Raw genomic sequence first — 19,147 nt, forward strand, 5'->3', positions numbered from 1 at the left:
CGAAAGCCCTGGAACAGAACGGCTTTCACGCTATAGTTCTTCCGAGCGTCAAGCCTCAAGGGCGGCGCGCGGAGGCGAATGGCAGGCGCGGAACGCGACGGTTTGCTTTCCTTTAAAGCAGATGTCTGCGGCCGATCTTCACAATGCAACAGCGCTGTCATGCGCCGAACCTATCTTCGGGTTGCGGCGCGGGACGAAAAGCCGCCCGCGGCCCCGCGGGCTTCGACAGGAGGAAAGATGATGACGAAGACGCCATCCATGGAAGTTGACCGGTTTGCTGCTGCAGAGCTGCGCGCGACGGCCAATATGTCCAAATCCGCCTCCGGCCTGCCGAAGAAACAGGGCCTCTACGATCCGCGCAACGAACATGATGCCTGCGGCGTCGGCTTCGTCGCGCATATGAAGGGCCAGAAGTCACACCAGATCGTCAAGGATGGCCTTTTCATCCTTGAAAACCTGACGCATCGCGGCGCCGTCGGCGCCGATCCGCTGATGGGTGACGGCGCCGGCATCCTGGTGCAGATCCCCGACCGTTTCTTCCGCGAGGAGATGGCCGAGCAGGGCATCACCCTGCCGCCGGTCGGCGAATATGGCGTCGGCCATATCTTCATGCCGCGCGATGAAAAGCAGATCGAGCACTTCAAGAAGGTGATCAAGGACGTCATCACCGAGGAAGGTCAGGTCTTCATCGGCTTCCGCGACGTGCCCGTCGACAATTCCTCGCTCTCCAAGGCGCCGGCCATTGCCGCAACCGAGCCGCATCATGTGCAGGTCTTCATCGGCGCCGGCGAGGATGCCGAAAACAACGACGAGTTCGAGCGTCGGCTGTTCACGCTGCGCAAGGTCATCTCCAACCGCATCTATGACGAGTTCGACGGCGAGGAGAGCAATTTCTATCCGGTGTCGCTGTCGTCGGCGACGGTGGTCTACAAGGGCATGTTCCTGGCCTATCAGGTCGGCGTCTATTACAAGGACCTGTCGGATCCGCGCTTCGAAAGCGCGGTCGCCCTGGTGCACCAGCGCTTCTCGACCAACACCTTCCCGTCGTGGAAGCTCGCGCATCCTTACCGCATGGTCGCCCATAACGGCGAGATCAACACGCTGCGCGGCAACGTCAACTGGATGGCGGCGCGCCAGGCATCGGTCTCCTCGCCGCTGTTCGGCGAGGACATCTCCAAGCTCTGGCCGATCTCCTACGAGGGGCAGTCAGACACGGCCTGCTTCGACAACGCACTCGAATTCCTGGTGCGCGGCGGTTATTCGATGGCGCATGCCGTGATGATGCTGATCCCGGAGGCCTGGGCCGGCAATCAGTCGATGGCCGCAGAACGCAAGGCCTTCTACGAATATCATGCGGCGCTGATGGAGCCCTGGGATGGGCCGGCTGCCGTTGCCTTCACCGACGGCAAGCAGATCGGCGCGACGCTCGACCGCAACGGCTTGCGGCCGGCGCGCTACCTCGTCACCGATGACGACCGCGTCATCATGGCGTCCGAAGCCGGCGTGTTGCCGGTTCCGGAGGAGAAGATCATCCAGAAGTGGCGCCTGCAGCCGGGCAAGATGCTGCTGATCGACATGGAAGAAGGCCGCATCATCTCCGACGACGAGGTGAAGTCGCAGCTTGCGACGGCGCATCCCTATCGCAGCTGGCTCAACCGCACCCAGCTCATCCTCGAAGACCTGAAGCCGGTGGAGCCGCGGGCGCTGCGCCGCGACGTGTCGCTGCTCGACCGCCAGCAGGCCTTCGGCTACACGCTCGAGGATACACGCATCCTGATGTCGCCGATGGCGACGACGGGCCAGGAGGCGATTGGCTCGATGGGCACGGATACGCCGATCTCGGCGATGTCGGAAAAGCCGAAGCTGCTCTACACCTATTTCAAGCAGAACTTCGCGCAGGTGACCAATCCGCCGATCGACCCGATCCGCGAGGAACTGGTCATGAGCCTGGTTTCCTTCATCGGGCCGCGGCCGAATATTCTCGACCACGAGGGCGCGGCGAACGCCAAGCGGCTCGAGGTTCGCCAGCCGATCCTGACCAATGGCGATCTCGAGAAGATCCGTTCGATCGGCCATACGGAAGATCGTTTCGACACCAAGACGCTCGATTTCACCTATGATATCGAGCGTGGCGCCGAAGGCATGCCCGAGATGCTCGACCGGCTCTGCGAGCGCGCGGAAGCGGCGGTCAAGGGCGGCTACAACATCATCGTGCTCTCCGATCGTCAGATCGGGCCGGACCGGATCGCCATTCCGGCACTGCTGGCGACGGCTGCCGTGCACCATCACCTGATCCGCAAGGGGCTTCGCACCTCGGTCGGTCTCGTTGTCGAGACCGGCGAACCGCGCGAGGTCCATCATTTCTGCCTGCTCGCCGGCTACGGCGCCGAGGCGATCAACCCCTATCTCGCCTTCGACACGCTGCTCGACATGCATGCCAAGGGCGAATTCCCGAAGGAAGTGGATGCTTCCGAAGTTGTCTACCGCTACATCAAGGCAGTCGGCAAAGGCATCCTCAAGGTCATGTCGAAGATGGGCATCTCGACCTACCAGTCCTATTGCGGCGCGCAGATCTTCGATGCGATCGGCCTGCAGTCGGAACTGATCGACAAGTATTTCTTCGGAACCGCGACGATGATCGAAGGCGTCGGCCTCGAGGCGATCGCCGCGGAAACCGTCGCTCGCCATAACGCTGCCTTCGGCACCGATCCGCTTCTTGCCACGACGCTCGACATCGGCGGCGAATATTCCTACCGCATGCGCGGCGAAAGCCATGCCTGGACGCCGGATGCGGTCGCCGCCCTTCAGCATGCCGTGCGCGGCAATGCCGAGGATCGCTACCGCGAATTCGCCGATATGGTGAACAATTCGGCGCTGCGCATGAACACGATCCGCGGGCTCTTCAAGATGAAGAGCGCCGAGGCGATTGGCCGCAAGCCGATATCGATCGACGAGGTCGAGCCGGCGGCCGATATCGTCAGGCGTTTCTCGACGGGGGCGATGTCCTTCGGCTCGATCTCCAGGGAGGCGCATACGACACTGGCGATCGCCATGAACCGGATCGGCGGCAAGTCGAACACCGGCGAGGGCGGCGAGGAATCCGACCGCTACATGCCGCTGGCCGATGGTTCGATGAACCCGGAACGTTCGGCGATCAAGCAGATCGCGTCGGGCCGCTTCGGGGTGACCACCGAATATCTCGTCAATGCCGACGTGCTGCAGATCAAGGTGGCGCAAGGCGCCAAGCCTGGCGAAGGCGGTCAGCTGCCGGGCCATAAGGTTGACGCGACCGTTGCCAAGACCCGCCATTCGACACCGGGTGTCGGCCTGATTTCGCCGCCGCCGCACCACGACATCTATTCCATCGAAGATCTGGCGCAGCTGATCTACGATCTGAAGAACGTCAACCCGACCGCCGATGTTTCGGTCAAGCTCGTCTCTGAAGTCGGCGTCGGCACGGTTGCCGCCGGTGTGGCCAAGGCACGCGCCGACCACATCACGGTCGCCGGCTTCGACGGCGGCACGGGTGCGTCGCCGCTGACGTCGCTCAAACATGCTGGCAGCCCTTGGGAAATCGGACTTGCCGAAACCCAGCAGACGCTGGTGCTGAACGGGCTGCGCTCGCGCGTCGCCCTGCAGGTGGACGGCGGGCTGAAGACCGGCCGCGACGTCATTATCGGGGCGCTGCTTGGAGCCGACGAGTTCGGCTTTGCCACCGCGCCGCTGATTGCCGCCGGCTGCATCATGATGCGCAAGTGCCATCTCAACACCTGTCCGGTGGGTGTGGCGACCCAGGATCCGGTGCTGCGCAAGCGCTTCAAGGGCGCGCCGGAGCACGTCATCAACTATTTCTTCTTCGTCGCCAACGAAGTGCGCGAAATCCTCGCCTCACTCGGGTTCACCCGGCTTGACGAGATCATCGGCGCCTCGGAGCTTCTGGAGAAGGACGAGATGCTGAACCACTGGAAGGCGAAGGGCCTCGATTTCAGCCGTATCTTCCACAAGGTCGACGCTCCCAAGGAAGAGACCTTCTGGACGAGCCGGCAGAAGCACCCGATCGACGACATTCTCGACCGCGTGCTGATCGAGCAGGCGCAGCCGGCACTGACGGCCAAGACGCCCGTCGCCTTCGAGGTCGGCATCAAGAACGTCGACCGGTCGGCGGGAGCAATGCTTTCCGGCGAGGTCGCCAAGCGCTTCCGCCATCGCGGACTGAAGGAAGACACGATCAATGTGACGCTTCGCGGCACGGCGGGGCAGAGCTTCGGCGCCTTCCTGGCGCGCGGCGTCACTTTCAACCTGATCGGCGACGGCAACGACTATGTCGGCAAGGGCCTTTCAGGCGGCAAGATCATCATCCGGCCGCCGGAGAATTCGAGGATCGTGGCCGAGGACTCGATCATCGTCGGCAACACCGTGCTTTATGGTGCGACCGAGGGCGAATGCTATTTCCGCGGTGTGGCAGGCGAACGTTTCGCCGTGCGCAATTCGGGCGCGATCGCCATCGTCGAGGGTGTCGGCGACCATGGCTGCGAATACATGACCGGTGGCGTTGTCGTCGTGCTTGGCGCCACGGGCCGCAACTTCGCGGCCGGCATGTCCGGCGGTGTCGCCTACGTGCTCGATGAGACCGGCGATTTCGCCAGCCGCTGCAACATGGCGATGGTCGAGCTCGAGCCGGTGCCCGAGGAGGACGACATGCTGGAGAAGCTGCATCATCACGGTGGTGACCTCATGCACAAGGGACGCGTCGACGTCTCTGGCGACATGACGCGCCATGACGAGGAGCGCCTCTACCAACTGATCTCCAACCATCTGCACTATACGGGCTCGGCCCGCGCCACGCAGATCCTCGACAACTGGGCCGACTACCGTCCGAAGTTCCGCAAGGTCATGCCGGTCGAATACCGTCGGGCGCTCGAGGAAATGGAGCGCAGCCGGATGGGCATCGCCGCAGAATGAATTGCACCGGGACATCCGTCACCAGCTGACTGCAGGTGACGGATGACGAAAATATCTCAATGACCCGTGACGATCATACCGACGGCGAAGGCTGTTCAGATCGCACGGATGTCTTGCAGGGGATATGGTCCAATGACGGTCAAGACAAGCAACTTGCCCCGGGTACCGGGACTGACGATAGACAGATTGGCTGCGGTGAGGCGGTCATGAGGGTAAGGGACGAAAACATGGGTAAGGTAACAGGGTTTCTGGAAATCGACCGGCAGGTGGCGAAATACCAGCCGGCGTCGGATCGTATCCGCCATTTCCGCGAGTTCACGATCCCGATGTCGGACCCGGAAGTGCAGAAACAGGCCGCGCGCTGCATGGACTGTGGCATCCCCTATTGCCACGGCCCGACCGGTTGCCCTGTTCACAACCAGATTCCCGATTGGAACGACCTCGTCTACAACAACAACTGGGAAGCGGCGATCCAGAACCTGCATTCCACCAACAACTTCCCCGAGTTTACCGGTCGCGTCTGCCCGGCGCCCTGCGAGGAAGCCTGCACGTTGAATCTCGAGGATGCGCCGGTTGCCATCAAGACGGTCGAACAGGCGATCGCCGACAAGGCCTATGAGCTCGGCTTCATCCGGCCGCAGCCGGCGACGGTCCATACCGGCAAGAAGGTCGCCGTCATCGGCTCCGGCCCCGCCGGCATGGCGGCTGCCCAGCAGCTCGGCCGCGCCGGCCATGAGGTGCATCTCTATGAGCGCGAGACCAAGCCGGGCGGCCTGCTGCGCTACGGCATTCCCGATTTCAAGATGGAGAAGAACTTCATCGACCGCCGCGTCGAACAGATGAAGGGCGAGGGCGTCACCTTCCATTGCGGCGTCAATGTCGGCGTCGACGTCAAGGTCGAGCAGTTGCTTGCCGATCACGACGCCGTTCTTTACTGCGGCGGCTCCGAGACGCCGCGTGAGGCGGGCATTCCGGGCACCGACCTTGCGGGCGTGCATGATGCGATGCCCTATCTGGTGCAGCAAAACCGCCGCGTCGGGCGGGAGAACATCGACAGCGTCGGCTGGCCGTCGGACCCGATCCTTGCCGGCGCCAAACATATCGTCGTCGTCGGCGGCGGCGATACGGCTTCGGACTGCGTCGGCACGGCCTTCCGCCAGGGAGCCGTCAAGGTCACACAGCTCGACATTCGGCCGCAGCCGCCGGAGAAGGAAGACAAGCTTGCCGTCTGGCCCTTCTGGGCGACGAAGATGCGAACCTCCTCCTCACAGGCCGAGGGTGCCGTCCGTGAATTCCAGGTGGCGACTCTTGAATTTGTCGGCGAAGACGGTGTGCTCACCGGCGTCAAGTGCTGCGAGGTCGACGAACGCCGGCGGCCGGTTCCAGGTACGGAATTCGTCATCCGGGCCGATCTCGCCTTCATCGCCATCGGTTTCCGCGGGCCGTTCACCGGCAGCGTGCTGAAGGAGCTGGAGGGCAAGCTGACGCTCAACACCGACAAGCGCGGCTCGACCAACGTCGTCGCCAACGATCGCGACTACAAGACTTCGGTCGACAAGTTCTGGACGGCGGGTGACGTGCGCCGCGGCCAGTCGCTGGTGGTCTGGGCGATCCGTGAAGGCCGCCAGGCAGCGCGCGCCATCGACGAGGAATTGATGGGTTCGACCGTTCTGCCGAACTGACCGTCGGCCGCACACCTTCCCGAAGACCACGAACTCCGCCCCTCCGGCGGAGTTTTTTCATGGTGCGCCGCGCTGTAGTGCGACGGCTTGACGCGGAGGCTGTGCGCCGCAAGCCTCAGGCAATGCCTGGAAGCGAGATTTTTCGCCGGACGCGGGCTCAGGAGGAGCCGGCGGCGACCGAAGCGGAGATGCCCCGCCGTTTTGGCCGTAACGCATTTCACCATCGGCCGCGGCGTGAGACCGCGAATGATCGACAAGGACATTTCCAATGGTTTCCGCACTTGACAGCACGCGGCTGGTTTCGGCCCAATATGCTCTGAAAAACCTCCGCGGCTCCGACGACAGCTCGCAGGACACGCAGAGTTCGTCGGCCGCCAGCATTCTGAGCAGCTACGGGCTCGATCCGAGTTCTGCCTCGCTTCTTTCCAACCAGGCCCTTTCCGGGCTGCTCGACACGCTTTCGGCCCAGAGCGACACGTCTGATGAGTCCGACACGACGGGTGATAGCGCCGACGTAACCAGCGCCTCCTTCATGTCGATGCTGAAGCAGCAGCTGCAGGATGCGGCTGCGGCCGAAGGCGAGAGCGGCAAGGCGCACGACATGCTGGCTGCCCTGGAAGCGGGCACGCTCACCATCACCGATCCGACGCAGGGTGTGTCGGTCAACGCCTGGGATGTCGATGATCCCGATGAGGCGGACACTGAGAGCAAGGCCGGCAAGGAGATTGATGTCAGCGGCTGGAGCGACTTCCTCGATGCGCATCTGGAGCGCGGCTCCGACGGCGCCTTCGTCAAGGAAAACGGCAGCTATGTCGACCAGACGAACGACAGCAACGCCTTCTTCGGCCTGATCGGACAGAACTACTATTATCTGAGCTGGCCGCAGGCGACGGCGAAGTAGACGGGACGAAGCGGAGGGCCGCCTCGCGCGGTCTCTTTTATTTGACCGAGACTTCGGCCGGCGCCTTTGCCACAGGCAGGCGGTAATCATCGACGCGGCCGGGAGGTGCGGGCGTCATTTCGCCCTGCTCGACCAGGAGGTCGCGCGGCGACCGCGTCAAAGCCATAGGCGGCGGCCTGGCGCCGAGAAGCTCGGCGCCGCCATCGAGATCGGGATCGGAGAGGCTGATCGGCACGGTATGTTCGACCGGATTGTCGGGAAGGCCGAGACCGGGCAGATTGCTGGAGTCGAGGCGGACCAGATCGGGGCTTGCCTGCGTGCCGAGAAGGCGCCGGGCCGGTTTTTCCACATAGAAGGCAAGTTTGCGCCGGCCGGCCTGGGTAAGATTGATGCCATCAGAAGTGCGCAGGCGTACCTGCTGGCCGTTCACATCCGAGCCGGTGACGATGAAGTTGCCGTTTTCGTCGACGAAACCATCCCAGATATCGACGAATTCGCCGCCGATGCTTTCGACCTGGTTGCGGTAGAGCTGGTTCATCTGGACGGCATCGGCCGTCATCGAATCGGATTCGAAGGCAGGAAGGCCGACCCAAAGCAGCGGGATCTTGCGGCCGGTGACCTCCTTGCCGAAAGAAAGGACACGGCGGCGGTATTCGGTGAACCAGCCATCGGTGCGGAATTTCTCCTTGGCGGTGTCGGTCACCATCTGCTGGCGGTCGTTGGCGCCGATCATGACAACGACCATTGCCGGCTTCAGCTCGTCGATCATCTTCGGCAGCTGTTCCGGCCAGTCGTAATAATCGTCGCGGACAAGGCCTGAGGAGACGTTGCCGCGGGCTTCGACGACGACGCCTGGCGAGGTCTCGAAGGCGGCGGTGAGGCCGTCGCCGAGGCCGCTGGCCAGGAAATCGCCGACGATCAGGATCGTTCGGGCGTCACCGAGCTTCTGCACCGCCGGCTCCTCTTCGACGGTCCGCAAGGGTGGCGCGGTGCGGGTATTGACCACGGCCTTCGGTGGCGGTGGGCGCTTGCGCTGCTGGCGCCTCGGCTGCTGGACATCAGGGGCTTGCGGCGCATCGTCGAGATAGCGTCGGCCGAGGAAAAAATCGAGGATCGAACGGCGCTGATAGCGCTGCTCCTGGGCTTCGGCGACATGCACCGGCGCAAGAGCGCCAAGGCATAGCGAAGCCGCCGCCAAGGCGAGCACGAGCCAACGGATTGGGGTGCGATCAGTTTTCTTCGTCATGGGCAGTTCCGCATCTGCCGGCATCTTGCACGCAGGGTAGGCCAGCGTCCACTCCCGCTACTATCTAGGTCACGGTTCGGCCTGTTGTAGAGCATCATGCCGAAAAGTGTGTGGGGTTTTCGGGCGGTATCATGCCCTACTTCGTTGATCGAAATGCGGGTTGAGATTTCCGGCCGGTCCGGCCGGGATCATCCCGATCTAGCGGCGCAGTGCGTTCAGAAGCGGCAACGAGGGCTCACCGTCCGGCTGCATGCCGATGCGCGACTGGACGGCTGATATTGCCGCCTTCGAACCCGACCCGAAATTGCCGTCGACCTCGCCATTGTAATAGCCGAGCGTCTTCAGACGGGTCTGCAGCTCGAATTTCTCGGTGATATCAAGGGCGCCGTCCGGGCGCGGCCAGCGCTGTTGCATGCCGCCGTAGCCGGCGATCTGGTCGGCCAGCAAGCCGACGGCGAGCGCGTAGCTATCCGAGGCATTGTAGTTCTTGATGGTGAAGAAGTTGGCGGTCATCAGGAAGCCCGGGCCACTGGGCCCGGCCGGCATCTTCAGCATGGCTTTGGTGGCGCTCTCGCGGAAGGCCTTGCCGTTCGGGCGCGTCAGGCCGAGTGCCGCCCATTGGGCCAACGTATGGGTCTTGCCGGCCTGCTTGGCGACTGCGGCGGGAACGACGACCTCGTAGCCCCAGGTCTTGCCGGTGTCCCAGCCGTTCTTCATCAGGAGATTGGCCGAGGTCGCCAGCGCGTCGGGGACCGAATTCCAGATGTCGCGGTGGCCGTTGCCGTCGGCATCGACGGCATAAAGCAGGTAGCTTGTCGGAATGAACTGGGTGTGGCCCATGGCGCCGGCCCAGGAGCCGGTCATCTCGCGTGCCGGCACATCGCCGTTCTGCAGGATCTTCAGTGCCGCGACCAGCTGCTTCTTGGCGAATTTGGCGCGGCTCGGATCGGCGTAGGCAAGCGTTGCCAGGGCGCGCGGCACGTAGTGCAGCCGGTCGTCCTTGTCGAGAACCGCGCCATAATTCGATTCCATCGACCAGATGGCCAGCAGAATGGTCTTGTCGACGCCGAAACGCTGCTCGATCGCAGCGAGCGTCCTTGCATGCTTGGCAGCCATCTCGCGGCCGATCTTGACGGTATAGGGGTTGACGCGGGAATCGACATAGTCCCAGATCTTCGAGGTGAATTCCGGCTGGTAGGCGGCCTTTTCGAGCACGGTCGGATCGGGCTCGCTCACCCCGGAAAAGGCCTTTTGATAAGTTGCCTTACTGATGCCACTCTGAGCGGCAGTTTGGTAAAAATCCGCGATCCATTTCTGGAAGCGGGAATCAGCTTTCGCGTTGTCGGGGACCAGTGCCACCTGGGCAGCGACAATGAGGGCGAGAGCAAGACCACGAAGGGAGTTTTTGTGATTCTGGGTCATCGACAGTCGTATCCGTCATCTTCAGTTTCTGGTGCAGCGGGACATCCTATCCGCCCAGACCCGAGACTACAGGAACGGAGTCAACAAAATCTTTACCATGGCGATCCGCTGCGGTCACCATTTGCAAAACAGTAGCAATTCTATACTAGTTAAAGCTAAAAAGCTCTATTTCCAAAGCGATGTGATCGAAGCAGGAGGCCGGGTGTGGCTCAACACAACAAAGTTCGTAAAGCAGTATTTCCGGTTGCCGGGTTGGGAACGCGATTCCTGCCGGCGACAAAGGCTGTTCCGAAGGAAATGTTGACCGTCGTCGACAAGCCAATCATTCAATATGTCGTCGATGAGGCGATCGAGGCCGGGATCGAACATCTGGTCTTCGTCACCGGACGCAACAAGCACGTCATTGAAGATTATTTCGACATCCATTTCGAGTTGGAACAGACGCTGCGCGAGCGCGCCAAGAAGGCTGAAATCACCCTTCTCGCCCAGCAATTGCCGAAGGCCGGCACGGTGAGCTTCACCCGTCAGCAGGAGCCGCTCGGCCTCGGCCATGCGGTCTGGTGCGCCCGCGAGATCGTCGGCGACGAACCCTTCGCACTGCTGCTGCCCGATATGATCATGAAGGGCGACAAGGGCTGCATGAAGGGCATGATCGACCTCTACGGCCAGAGCGGCGGCAATATCATCGCCGTCGAGGAATGCGCGCCCGACCAAGCGCATAAATACGGCATCGTCGGCGTTGGCGAGGCGATCGGCGACGGTTTCCGTATCACCGGCATGGTGGAAAAGCCCGCCAAGGGGACTGCGCCTTCCAACTTCTTCATCAACGGCCGCTACATCCTGCAGCCGGAGATCTTCAAGATCCTCGAAACCCAGGAGCGCGGCGCCGGCAACGAGATCCAGCTTACCGACGGCATGCTAAAGCTGCTGAAGGAACAGGATTTCGCCGGTTACCACTTCCGCGGCGCGACCTACGACTGCGGCGCCAAGGACGGTTTCATCCTGGCAAACGTCGCCTTCGCCCTCGAACGCGCCGATATCCGCCCCTCCGTCGAAGGCGGCTTCAGGGAACTGCTTGCCGGCCTGAAATAAGTTGTAGATTCAATGTAATAGAGCGCCGCGTGTCCCAACAGATACGCGGCGCTCTATTTTGGTCGTCATTCTTAGCGTTTCAGCTTGAGACCGACGCCGGCTCGCCATTGCTGCGAATCGCTTCCTTCCTTGCGCGTCGTCAGCTCGTAGCCGAGTGTGCTGGTGAGATCGAGATAGCGGTTGATGTTCCAGGTAAGGCCGGTCGCAGCGGTATAGACGAGCTCGTCGTTGATGGTGCTATCCGTCGGATAATCGCGCCATATTACGCCACCGATCATCGTGCCGACCAGATTGTCGCGCAACTGGTGGGTGACCGTCGTCGTCAGCGCGTGCGAAACGTAGCCGCTTTCGCCCGCCGTGGTCGAGGGCTGGATGCTCGTCTGCAGGTCGAGGTTGACATCGGTGCCGCGGATCGGCGACCAGAGCAGGCTTGCATCGAGTGTGGCCGTATCGATCGAGGATAGCCGGCTGTCTTCGAAATCCGCCATCTCGTAGCCGACACCGACTTCGCCCTTCAGCTTTTCACCGAGATCGACCTCGACGCCGGCCTTGGCGCCGTAGCTATGGCCCGAACGCTCGTAGCCGGCGGAGTCTTGCGTTTCGTCATAGACCGTGCGGCCGATGTTGGCCTCGATGAAGGGGATGAGCGCGGGTGACAGTTCGTAGCCCACACGGCCACGCAACGTGCCCGTCGTCTGATTGCGGTCGCTGAGGGAGACGGTCGTGCCGTTCGAGAGTTTAGCGTCCGAATAGATCGAGCGTGTCAGCGCAAGTGCAGTCGTGCCGCGCAGGATGCCAAAATCGCGCTGGACGGAGGCGCCGGCCGAAAATTCCTGGACGTCCGACTGCTGCGCGGCGTTGGCGATGGCGTCGGGATCGTCCGTATCCTCGCGGTAGAAATTATAGCCAGCGGTCAGGTGCGCGGTCGTATCGTCGGGAAGATCCAGCCTGAGGTCGCTGTTGAGCTTGAAGGAAGGCTGTTCCTCACCCTCGCCGCTGACATTCTTCTGCCAGGCGCCTTCCGAGGTCACGGTCAACTGATGCCGGCCCCAGTCCGAGGTCAGGGTCGCTGCCGCATCGGTTTCGAGAAAGGCGCGCCGCTGCGTCGTATTGTCGTCCTTGGTGGTCTCGGTGTTGATGCTCTGGGTGACGCTCGGGCGGAGCACAAACGTGCCGATCGGGATTCCCGGCGTTTCCTCTGTCGAGGCGCCTTCGGCAGCCCTGCGGCGCGGCAGTGCCTCATCGACCGGCGCTTCACGGGTGTTCAGCCGGCGGATGTCCTCGTCGAGGATGGAGCCGGTAATGTCGTCGCCGGCTTGGGCATCCGGTATGGCGGGCCGCTGCTGGGCACCGTCCGCGTTCGCAGTCGCGCCGTTTGCCGCAGGAGTGGCGGTATCGTCGGTCTCGTCATCGAAACCGGCGGCGGATGCCGCATTGTTGGTGGCGTGGTTGTCCTGAGAGGTGGCGGAGCGGCTGTTTGCGGGCTGCGAGGCGGACTGCGCGAAGGCTGCCGTCTGGCTGAGAAGCAGGCCAGTGAGCACGGCAAATGAGACGGCACAGCTCATGGCGCGGAGCGGCGTCACACTGCTCGTCTGTTTTGGCTGGCCCATGCAATTCGCGCCTGACATGCTTTCGGTTCTTACCCAAAGGTAAAGCCTTGTGGTTAACCATTCGTTGCCGGCGGCCGGCGCTGTTCACAATTCGGAAAGACTGCGGGGTGGACTTGGAAAGTGAAAAGGTCTAACGCAACTTCATGATCAGAAGAGCGATAAACCTCGTTGAAAACAGCGTGCTCGAGTCGGCAAAACGCACGGTAGAGACCGAAAGACGCGGTCTTGAAGCGCTCGAACAGGCCTTTGACGATGGCTTGGCCGGTCCTTTCACACGGGCCGTCGAAGTCATCGGCGACATCTCCGGACGCGTGATCGTCACCGGCGTCGGCAAGAGCGGGCATATCGGCGCCAAGCTGGCGGCGACATTTGCCTCAACGGGAACGCCTGCCTTTTTCGTGCATGCGGCGGAGGCCAATCACGGCGATCTCGGCATGATTGCGCGCGACGACGTCGTCTTGGCGATTTCCAAAGGTGGCGAGAGCGCCGAGCTCAAGAGTATCATTTCCTTCACGCGGCGCTTCTCCATTCCGCTGATCGCGATCACCTGCAGCGAAGGGTCCTCGCTGGCGACCGCCGCCGATATCGTCCTGCTGATGCCGAACGAGCAGGAGGCCTGCCCGAATGGGCTGGCGCCGACGACCTCGACGCTGATGCAGCTTGCAATCGGCGACGCGCTGGCGGTGGCGCTGTTGGAGGCGCGCGGCTTTACCGCTACGGATTTCCACGTCTTCCATCCCGGCGGCAAGCTGGGTGCGAGCCTGATGCATGTCGCCGATGTCATGCATACCGGCGAGCGGCTGCCGCTCGTTGCCAAGGGCACACCGATGCCGGAGGCGATCACCGTGCTGTCGCGCAAGCATTTCGGCTGCGTCGGGGTGCTGGATGAAGATGGGCGGCTCTGCGGCATCGTCACCGAAGGCGACATGGCGCGCAATCTCACGCGCAATCTTTCAGAGCTTGATGTCGACGACATCATGACGCGGACGCCGAAGACGGTGAAGCCGACGGTGCTGGCGACGGCAGCGCTGGCGCTGCTCAACCAGCATCACATCGGCGCGCTGATCGTCATCGACGACGACCGCCGGCCGGTCGGGCTGGTGCACTTCCACGACCTGCTGCGGATCGGCGTCGCCTGATCAGGCTCGTTCGATCAGACGGGCTCGACTCTGAGGTCGCGGCCATTGCTCGAGACCACCTTCACCTGCGTTCCGACGGGCAGGTCGGGTCCCATCACCTGCCATAGTGTATCGTCGAGGCGGATTCGGCCGCGGCCCTCGCGGATCGGTTCGTGCAGGGTGGCGGTGCGGCCGACGAGGCTTGCGCCGCGCTGATTGAGGAAGGGCTCGTCGGTCGTGGCATTGCGCAGCGTCAGCCGGCGGCCGGCGAAGGTCGTGGCAACGGCGAGAAGCGCAAAAAGAATCGCCTGCAACTCCCAGACCCAGAAGGCGCTGTCCCAGAAGAGTAGCGATAGCGCGCCGACGATCAAGGCGGCAAGGCCGATCCAGACCAGGAAGAAGCCGGGAACAATCATCTCGGCGGCAAGCAGCACGAGCCCTGCGACCCACCAACTCCATGGACCGAGTTCGGTGACGATCTTCGCCAGCATGGCTTATCGCTCCTGCTCGGGATTGAAAGGATTGGGGGTCGACGGATTGATCGGCGGCGTCGAGCGTGCCGGTGCGGGGCGCGGGCGCGGCGGCACGGGTAGTGGCGTCGACGGGCTGCTGCCGGCATCGCCGAAGACTTCGCGGGCAATGGCGCCAATGCCGCCGAGCGAGCTTAGGATGGAAGACGCTTCCATCGGCATCATCACGATCTTGGAATTGGGCGCCGAACCGATCGAGGTCAGCGCTTCGGTGTATTTCTGCGCGACGAAATAGTTGATCGCCTGGATGTCGCCGGCGGCGATCGCCTCGGAGACCATCTTCGTTGCCTTGGCTTCGGCCTCGGCTAGACGTTCGCGGGCTTCGGCGTTGCGAAAGGCGGCCTCGCGCTGGCCTTCGGCCTGGAGAATGGCGGATTGTTTGGCACCTTCGGCCCTGAGGATCTGCGCGTTGCGCGAGCCTTCGGCCTCCAGCACCTGCGCCCTCTTCTCGCGCTCGGCCTTCATCTGGCGGGCCATCGCATCAACGAGGTCGCGCGGCGGCTGGATGTCCTTGATCTCGACACGGGTGACCTTGATGCCCCAGGGATGCACGGCTTCGTCGACGACACGCAGCAGCCGGTCGTTGATCGCATCACGGTTGGAGAGCAGTTCGTCGAGATCCATCGAACCCATGACCGAGCGGATGTTGGTCATGGTGAGATTGAGGATGGCGTTTTCGAGGTTGGAGACCTGATAGGCGGCCTGGGCAGCATTCAGCACCTGATAGAAAGAGACGGCATCGGCCGAAACCGAGGCATTATCCTTGGTGATCACCTCCTGGGTCGGCACGTTCAGCACCTGTTCCATCACGTTCAACTTGGCGCCGACACGCTCGATGAAGGGGGTGATGAGGTTGAGGCCAGGCTCCAGCGTGCGGGTATAACGCCCGAAGCGCTCGATCGTATAGCGGTAGCCCTGCGGCACGGTCTTGATCCCGGCAAAGAGCACTAGGATAACGAAGATGACCAGCACGATCACGACGATGTCGAAGCCGCCGAACAGCATGAAAATTCCTCCTATCGGCGCATGCGCGCCTGCCCAACTCATGTGGTGAGTTAGCACGTTATTTGCGAGGAAGAAATGAGGGCGCAACCGCCCGGGCTGCAAGTGAAAAGGAGGTTCCGTTTCGGTTAATTCATTGGGCGGTTGCTAAAGCGCATCGCGATCTTTCAGATTCGCTCCCGCGCTTTATGTCTTTGTTTCTACGCATTTGGTTATCGCAAAACCGCTGCACAGTTTTGCGCGACATGCTTTAGCTCCTCGTCCGACGCCGCTTTCTGAGTGGGGCTCTCAGACCCAGCCCTGCAATTCGCGACGGACGACCTTTTCCAGCACCTTCATGCCGTCCTCGCCGTCGTTGAGGCAGGGAATATGCGCGAACTTATCGCCGCCGTTCTCATGGAAGGAATGGGCCGCCTGCTCGGCGATTTCCTCCAGCGTCTCCAGACAGTCGGAGACGAAGCCGGGATTGATGACGGCGATGCGCTTGACGCCGTCCTTGGCGAGCTTCTCCACCGTCTTGTCGGTATAGGGCTGTAGCCATTCCTCCGGCCCGAAGCGGGATTGGAAGGTGACCATGAAGTTTTCCTTGGTCAGCCCGAGCCGCTCGCGCAGCAGCCGGCCGGTCTTCTGGCATTGACAGTAGTAGGGGTCGCCCTGTTTGAAATAGGACATTGGAATGCCGTGGAAGGAGGCGAGCAGCATCTCCGGCTTCCAGTCGAGGGTCGAAAGATGCCTCTCGACCGACGTGGCGAGCGCCTCGATATAGGTCTCGTCGTCATGATAGGCGGGAACGGTGCGTAGCGCCGGCTGCCAGCGCATCGAGAGCAGCTTCTGGAAGGCCTTGTCGTTGACGGTGGCGGTCGTCGCCGCCGCATATTGCGGATAAAGCGGGAAGAGCACGATACGGTCGCAACCCTCTTCTTTCAGCGCGTCGATGCGCGAGGCAATCGACGGGGTGCCGTAGCGCATCGCCCAATCGACCTTGACGTTATCAAGATCCTTCAGGCGCGCGGCCATCAGCTCCGACTGATTGCGGGTGTAGGTGCGTAGATAACTTTCGTTCTTCTCCTTGTTCCAGATCAGCTCATAGGCCTTGCCGACCTTCTGCGGGCGGGTGTTGAGGACGATGCCGAACAGGATCGGATACCACTTCCAGGGCGACCATTCGATTACGCGGCGATCGGTGAGGAATTCCCTGAGATAGCGGCGCATCGAGGTATAGTCGGTGCCATCAGGCGTGCCGAGATTGACCAGCAGGACACCGACCTTGCCTGACTTGACGGCCGGATGGTCCGCCGGGCGGAGTGAAATATCTGCTGTCATTCTGGTCCCAAAGCTCTTTCTGTCTCTTCGGCTCATACGCAGCCTAGAGATCGTGGTTCACCCTATAGAAACAAAAACCGGCCCGGGAAACCCCGGGCCGGCCAGTGACATCGGGACAAATCGTCTTACTTGGCAGGGACCTCGATCTCCTTGCCGACCGTCAGGTGACGCGGGTTCGGCTTGCCGTTGGCATCCGAAAGCTTCCGCCACAACGTGCCGTCGCCATAGAAGGTCACGGCGAGATCCCAGAAGGTGTCGCCCGCGGCGATGACGTGGGTAGAAGGCGTCGTTGCGGCAGGTGCGGAGGCTGCCGGCGCAGGGGCCGGTGCTGCTGGTGCCGGGGCAGCAGGTACAGCGGGTGCGGGAGCCGGCTCTGTGGATGGAGCAGGAGCGGCCGGTGCAGGGGTGGGTTCGGTGGAGGGGGCCGGAGCAGCCGGTGCGGCAGGCGCAGGCTCGGAAGCGGAAGGAGCGGGCGCTGCCTGCGCCAATTCCGTGACGCGGCCATCCGTGTATGGCTTGTAAGGCGAATGCGCGGCGACGTATTCGGCGGTCACATCTGCAAGATCCGGGCCGAAATCATAAGCGTTCTGGCCTTCCTTAAAGATCGAATAACCGTCGCCGCCGGCCCGCATGAAGTTGTTGGTCGCGACCTTGTAGGTCTTGGCCGGATCGATCGGAGCGAAATTGTCGCCGTCCTTCACCTGCACATCGCTGACACGGCTGCCGACGGGCTTCGACTGGTCGAAGGAGAATTTGAGGCCGGCGACCTGGGGGAAACGGCCGGCGCCCTGGTCGATCTGGCTGACGCCGTTTTCGAGCGCCTTGACGACGTTTGCGCCGGTCAGCTCAAACGTGGCGAGCGTGTTCTGGAACGGCAGGACGGTGATGACCTCGCCCTGGGTGACCTCGCCGCCATCGATTGAAGCACGCAGGCCGCCGCCGTTCTGAACGGCGATGGTGACGCCCTGATTCTTGGTGCGATCGAGCATGGCATCGGCCACCAGATTGCCCATCGAGCATTCCTTGACGCGGCAGACCTTGCGGTCGCCTTCGATCGGGCTTTCGGAAGAGCCGATCACCTTCTTGCGCAATTCCTCGATCGGCTTTGCCAGTTCGGCAATGCGGGTGATGACGGCCGGATCGGGCGTAAAGGTGGAATCGATCAGGATCGGATCGCCCTTGGCATCCTTGACGACGCCGCTATCGTCGAAATTGACGACGAGGTCGCCGAGATACTTGCTGTAGGAGGCGGCCTGGACGACCGGCACTTGATAGCCGCCGGGATTGTCGACCATCGTCGGGTAGGGGCCTTCGGCCTTGGGGTCGGTGTTGGAGAGCAGGCTGTGGGAATGGCCGCCGACGACGATATCGACATCCGGGATCTTGGCGATCAGGGCGAGATCGCGGGGATAACCGACATGGGTCAGCGCGATGATCTTGTTGACGCCCTGGCTCTTCAGATCCTGAACGGCTGAAGTAATGGCCTGGACGTCATCGGCGATCGTCACGTTCGGGCCGGGGGAGGAAAGCTCTGCCGTATCATTGGTGACGGCGCCGACGATGCCGATCTTCTGGCCACCAACATCGAGCACCAGCGAGGGCTTGATGCGGTCGCCGAGCTTGGAGGCGGCTGTCGCCTTGACATTCGCCGTCACGACGGGGAACTGCACCTTGTCGAGGAAGGTCGCAAGCCCATCCTCGCTGTCGTCGAATTCATGATTGCCGACGGTCATGGCGTCGAACTTCATCAGGTTCAGGAATTCGGCTTCGGCCGCTCCCTTGTAGGTCGTGTAGAAGAGCGAGCCCTGGAAATTGTCGCCGGCATTGAGGAGGAGGACATTCTTGCCCGATAGCGCCTGACGACGCTGGTCGATCGCGGTCTTCAGGCGGGCGGCGCCGCCGAAGCATTCCTTCTTGCCTTCCTCCTCTGCCGAGCAGGTGGAGTCGAACTTGTTGATCGATTCGATGCGTGAATGGAAATCGTTGATATGAAGAATATTGAGTTCGTAATCCGCAAAGGCGGCGCCCGCGCTCAGCGCCAGCATGGACGCGGTCAAAAGACCGAAGCTGAAAGACTTCGTCATCCCTGTTCTCCTGATTGAGGCGAAGAATCCCCCTTGATCCTCGCCGATCCCTTTCATCGTGCGCCGGGGCGGTTTCCCGGCGTGCGGATGTTCCATCAGACGATGCACAACCGCAAGAGAAAGCTGGGCCAGGCTGGGCGCTTTCCAAGGGGGCAGGGCAAAAAAGCCGGGTTGC

The 19,147-nt window shown here is 62.2% G+C and carries 12 protein-coding genes; 5 read left to right on the plus strand and 7 right to left on the minus strand.

From position 1 onward, the window contains the following. Positions 1-237 precede the first annotated feature (237 nt). The 3 genes from gltB (at position 238) to BS629_RS11965 (ending at position 7,545) form a co-directional block, all read left to right on the plus strand. Positions 238-4,962 carry a glutamate synthase large subunit gene (gene gltB / locus BS629_RS11955; RefSeq protein ID WP_184328252.1) on the plus strand — a complete coding sequence of 1,575 codons (4,725 nt, stop codon included), beginning with the start codon at positions 238-240 and terminating at the stop codon, positions 4,960-4,962. A gap of 227 nt (positions 4,963-5,189) precedes the next feature. Continuing rightward, on the plus strand, positions 5,190-6,644 hold the full coding sequence (locus BS629_RS11960) for a glutamate synthase subunit beta (protein WP_026188524.1): 1,455 nt from the start codon (positions 5,190-5,192) through the stop codon (positions 6,642-6,644). Between the two features lie 268 nt (positions 6,645-6,912). Further along, positions 6,913-7,545, plus strand: coding sequence for a hypothetical protein (locus BS629_RS11965; RefSeq protein WP_018243535.1), 633 nt, complete (start codon positions 6,913-6,915; stop codon positions 7,543-7,545). 37 nt (positions 7,546-7,582) lie between these two features. Here the strand turns inward: BS629_RS11965 and BS629_RS11970 are convergent, their stop codons facing one another. Both BS629_RS11970 and BS629_RS11975 read right to left on the minus strand, forming a co-directional pair. Continuing rightward, complete coding sequence (locus tag BS629_RS11970) at positions 7,583-8,815, minus strand: SGNH/GDSL hydrolase family protein (protein ID WP_018243534.1); 1,233 nt, start codon at positions 8,813-8,815, stop codon at positions 7,583-7,585. A gap of 174 nt (positions 8,816-8,989) precedes the next feature. Further along, positions 8,990-10,213: a lytic murein transglycosylase gene (locus BS629_RS11975; RefSeq protein WP_018243533.1), complete on the minus strand. Its 1,224-nt coding sequence runs from the start codon at positions 10,211-10,213 to the stop codon at positions 8,990-8,992. Between the two features lie 204 nt (positions 10,214-10,417). Between BS629_RS11975 and galU the strand changes: the two genes are divergently transcribed. Then, positions 10,418-11,305, plus strand: a complete 888-nt coding sequence (gene galU, locus BS629_RS11980) for a UTP--glucose-1-phosphate uridylyltransferase GalU (protein ID WP_018072820.1) — start codon at positions 10,418-10,420, stop codon at positions 11,303-11,305. 71 nt (positions 11,306-11,376) lie between these two features. Here the strand turns inward: galU and BS629_RS11985 are convergent, their stop codons facing one another. Further along, entirely contained in the window at positions 11,377-12,915 is a 1,539-nt protein-coding gene (locus BS629_RS11985; protein ID WP_018243532.1) for an outer membrane beta-barrel protein, read from the minus strand. 143 nt (positions 12,916-13,058) lie between these two features. Between BS629_RS11985 and BS629_RS11990 the strand changes: the two genes are divergently transcribed. After that, positions 13,059-14,054 carry a KpsF/GutQ family sugar-phosphate isomerase gene (locus BS629_RS11990; RefSeq protein ID WP_018243531.1) on the plus strand — a complete coding sequence of 332 codons (996 nt, stop codon included), beginning with the start codon at positions 13,059-13,061 and terminating at the stop codon, positions 14,052-14,054. Between the two features lie 14 nt (positions 14,055-14,068). On the opposite strand, the gene BS629_RS11995 is transcribed toward BS629_RS11990, so the two are convergent. The 4 genes from BS629_RS11995 to BS629_RS12010 form a co-directional block, all read right to left on the minus strand. After that, positions 14,069-14,524, minus strand: a complete 456-nt coding sequence (locus BS629_RS11995; RefSeq protein WP_018243530.1) for an NfeD family protein — start codon at positions 14,522-14,524, stop codon at positions 14,069-14,071. A gap of 3 nt (positions 14,525-14,527) precedes the next feature. After that, entirely contained in the window at positions 14,528-15,568 is a 1,041-nt protein-coding gene (locus BS629_RS12000; RefSeq protein WP_003542866.1) for an SPFH domain-containing protein, read from the minus strand. Between the two features lie 285 nt (positions 15,569-15,853). Beyond that, positions 15,854-16,888 (minus strand): ferrochelatase, encoded by a 1,035-nt coding sequence (hemH, locus tag BS629_RS12005; RefSeq protein WP_018243529.1) that lies wholly within the window; start codon positions 16,886-16,888, stop codon positions 15,854-15,856. A gap of 125 nt (positions 16,889-17,013) precedes the next feature. Beyond that, on the minus strand, positions 17,014-18,972 hold the full coding sequence (locus BS629_RS12010; protein ID WP_018517637.1) for a bifunctional metallophosphatase/5'-nucleotidase: 1,959 nt from the start codon (positions 18,970-18,972) through the stop codon (positions 17,014-17,016). Between the last annotated feature and the right edge of the window lie 175 nt (positions 18,973-19,147).

Source organism: Rhizobium leguminosarum bv. viciae USDA 2370 (assembly GCF_002008365.1).
Classification (GTDB): domain Bacteria; phylum Pseudomonadota; class Alphaproteobacteria; order Rhizobiales; family Rhizobiaceae; genus Rhizobium; species Rhizobium leguminosarum.

Excerpts from the sequence above, each read along its gene's own strand:
- gltB (WP_184328252.1), top strand. The coding sequence starts at position 238 with ATGATGACGAAGACGCCATCCATGGAAGTTGACCGGTTTGCTGCTGCA.
- BS629_RS11960 (WP_026188524.1), top strand. The coding sequence starts at position 5,190 with ATGGGTAAGGTAACAGGGTTTCTGGAAATCGACCGGCAGGTGGCGAAA.
- BS629_RS11965 (WP_018243535.1), top strand. The coding sequence starts at position 6,913 with ATGGTTTCCGCACTTGACAGCACGCGGCTGGTTTCGGCCCAATATGCT.
- BS629_RS11970 (WP_018243534.1), bottom strand. The coding sequence starts at position 8,815 with ATGCCGGCAGATGCGGAACTGCCCATGACGAAGAAAACTGATCGCACC.
- BS629_RS11975 (WP_018243533.1), bottom strand. The coding sequence starts at position 10,213 with ATGACCCAGAATCACAAAAACTCCCTTCGTGGTCTTGCTCTCGCCCTC.
- BS629_RS11985 (WP_018243532.1), bottom strand. The coding sequence starts at position 12,915 with ATGGGCCAGCCAAAACAGACGAGCAGTGTGACGCCGCTCCGCGCCATG.
- BS629_RS11990 (WP_018243531.1), top strand. The coding sequence starts at position 13,059 with ATGATCAGAAGAGCGATAAACCTCGTTGAAAACAGCGTGCTCGAGTCG.
- BS629_RS11995 (WP_018243530.1), bottom strand. The coding sequence starts at position 14,524 with ATGCTGGCGAAGATCGTCACCGAACTCGGTCCATGGAGTTGGTGGGTC.
- BS629_RS12000 (WP_003542866.1), bottom strand. The coding sequence starts at position 15,568 with ATGCTGTTCGGCGGCTTCGACATCGTCGTGATCGTGCTGGTCATCTTC.
- hemH (WP_018243529.1), bottom strand. The coding sequence starts at position 16,888 with ATGACAGCAGATATTTCACTCCGCCCGGCGGACCATCCGGCCGTCAAG.
- BS629_RS12010 (WP_018517637.1), bottom strand. The coding sequence starts at position 18,972 with ATGACGAAGTCTTTCAGCTTCGGTCTTTTGACCGCGTCCATGCTGGCG.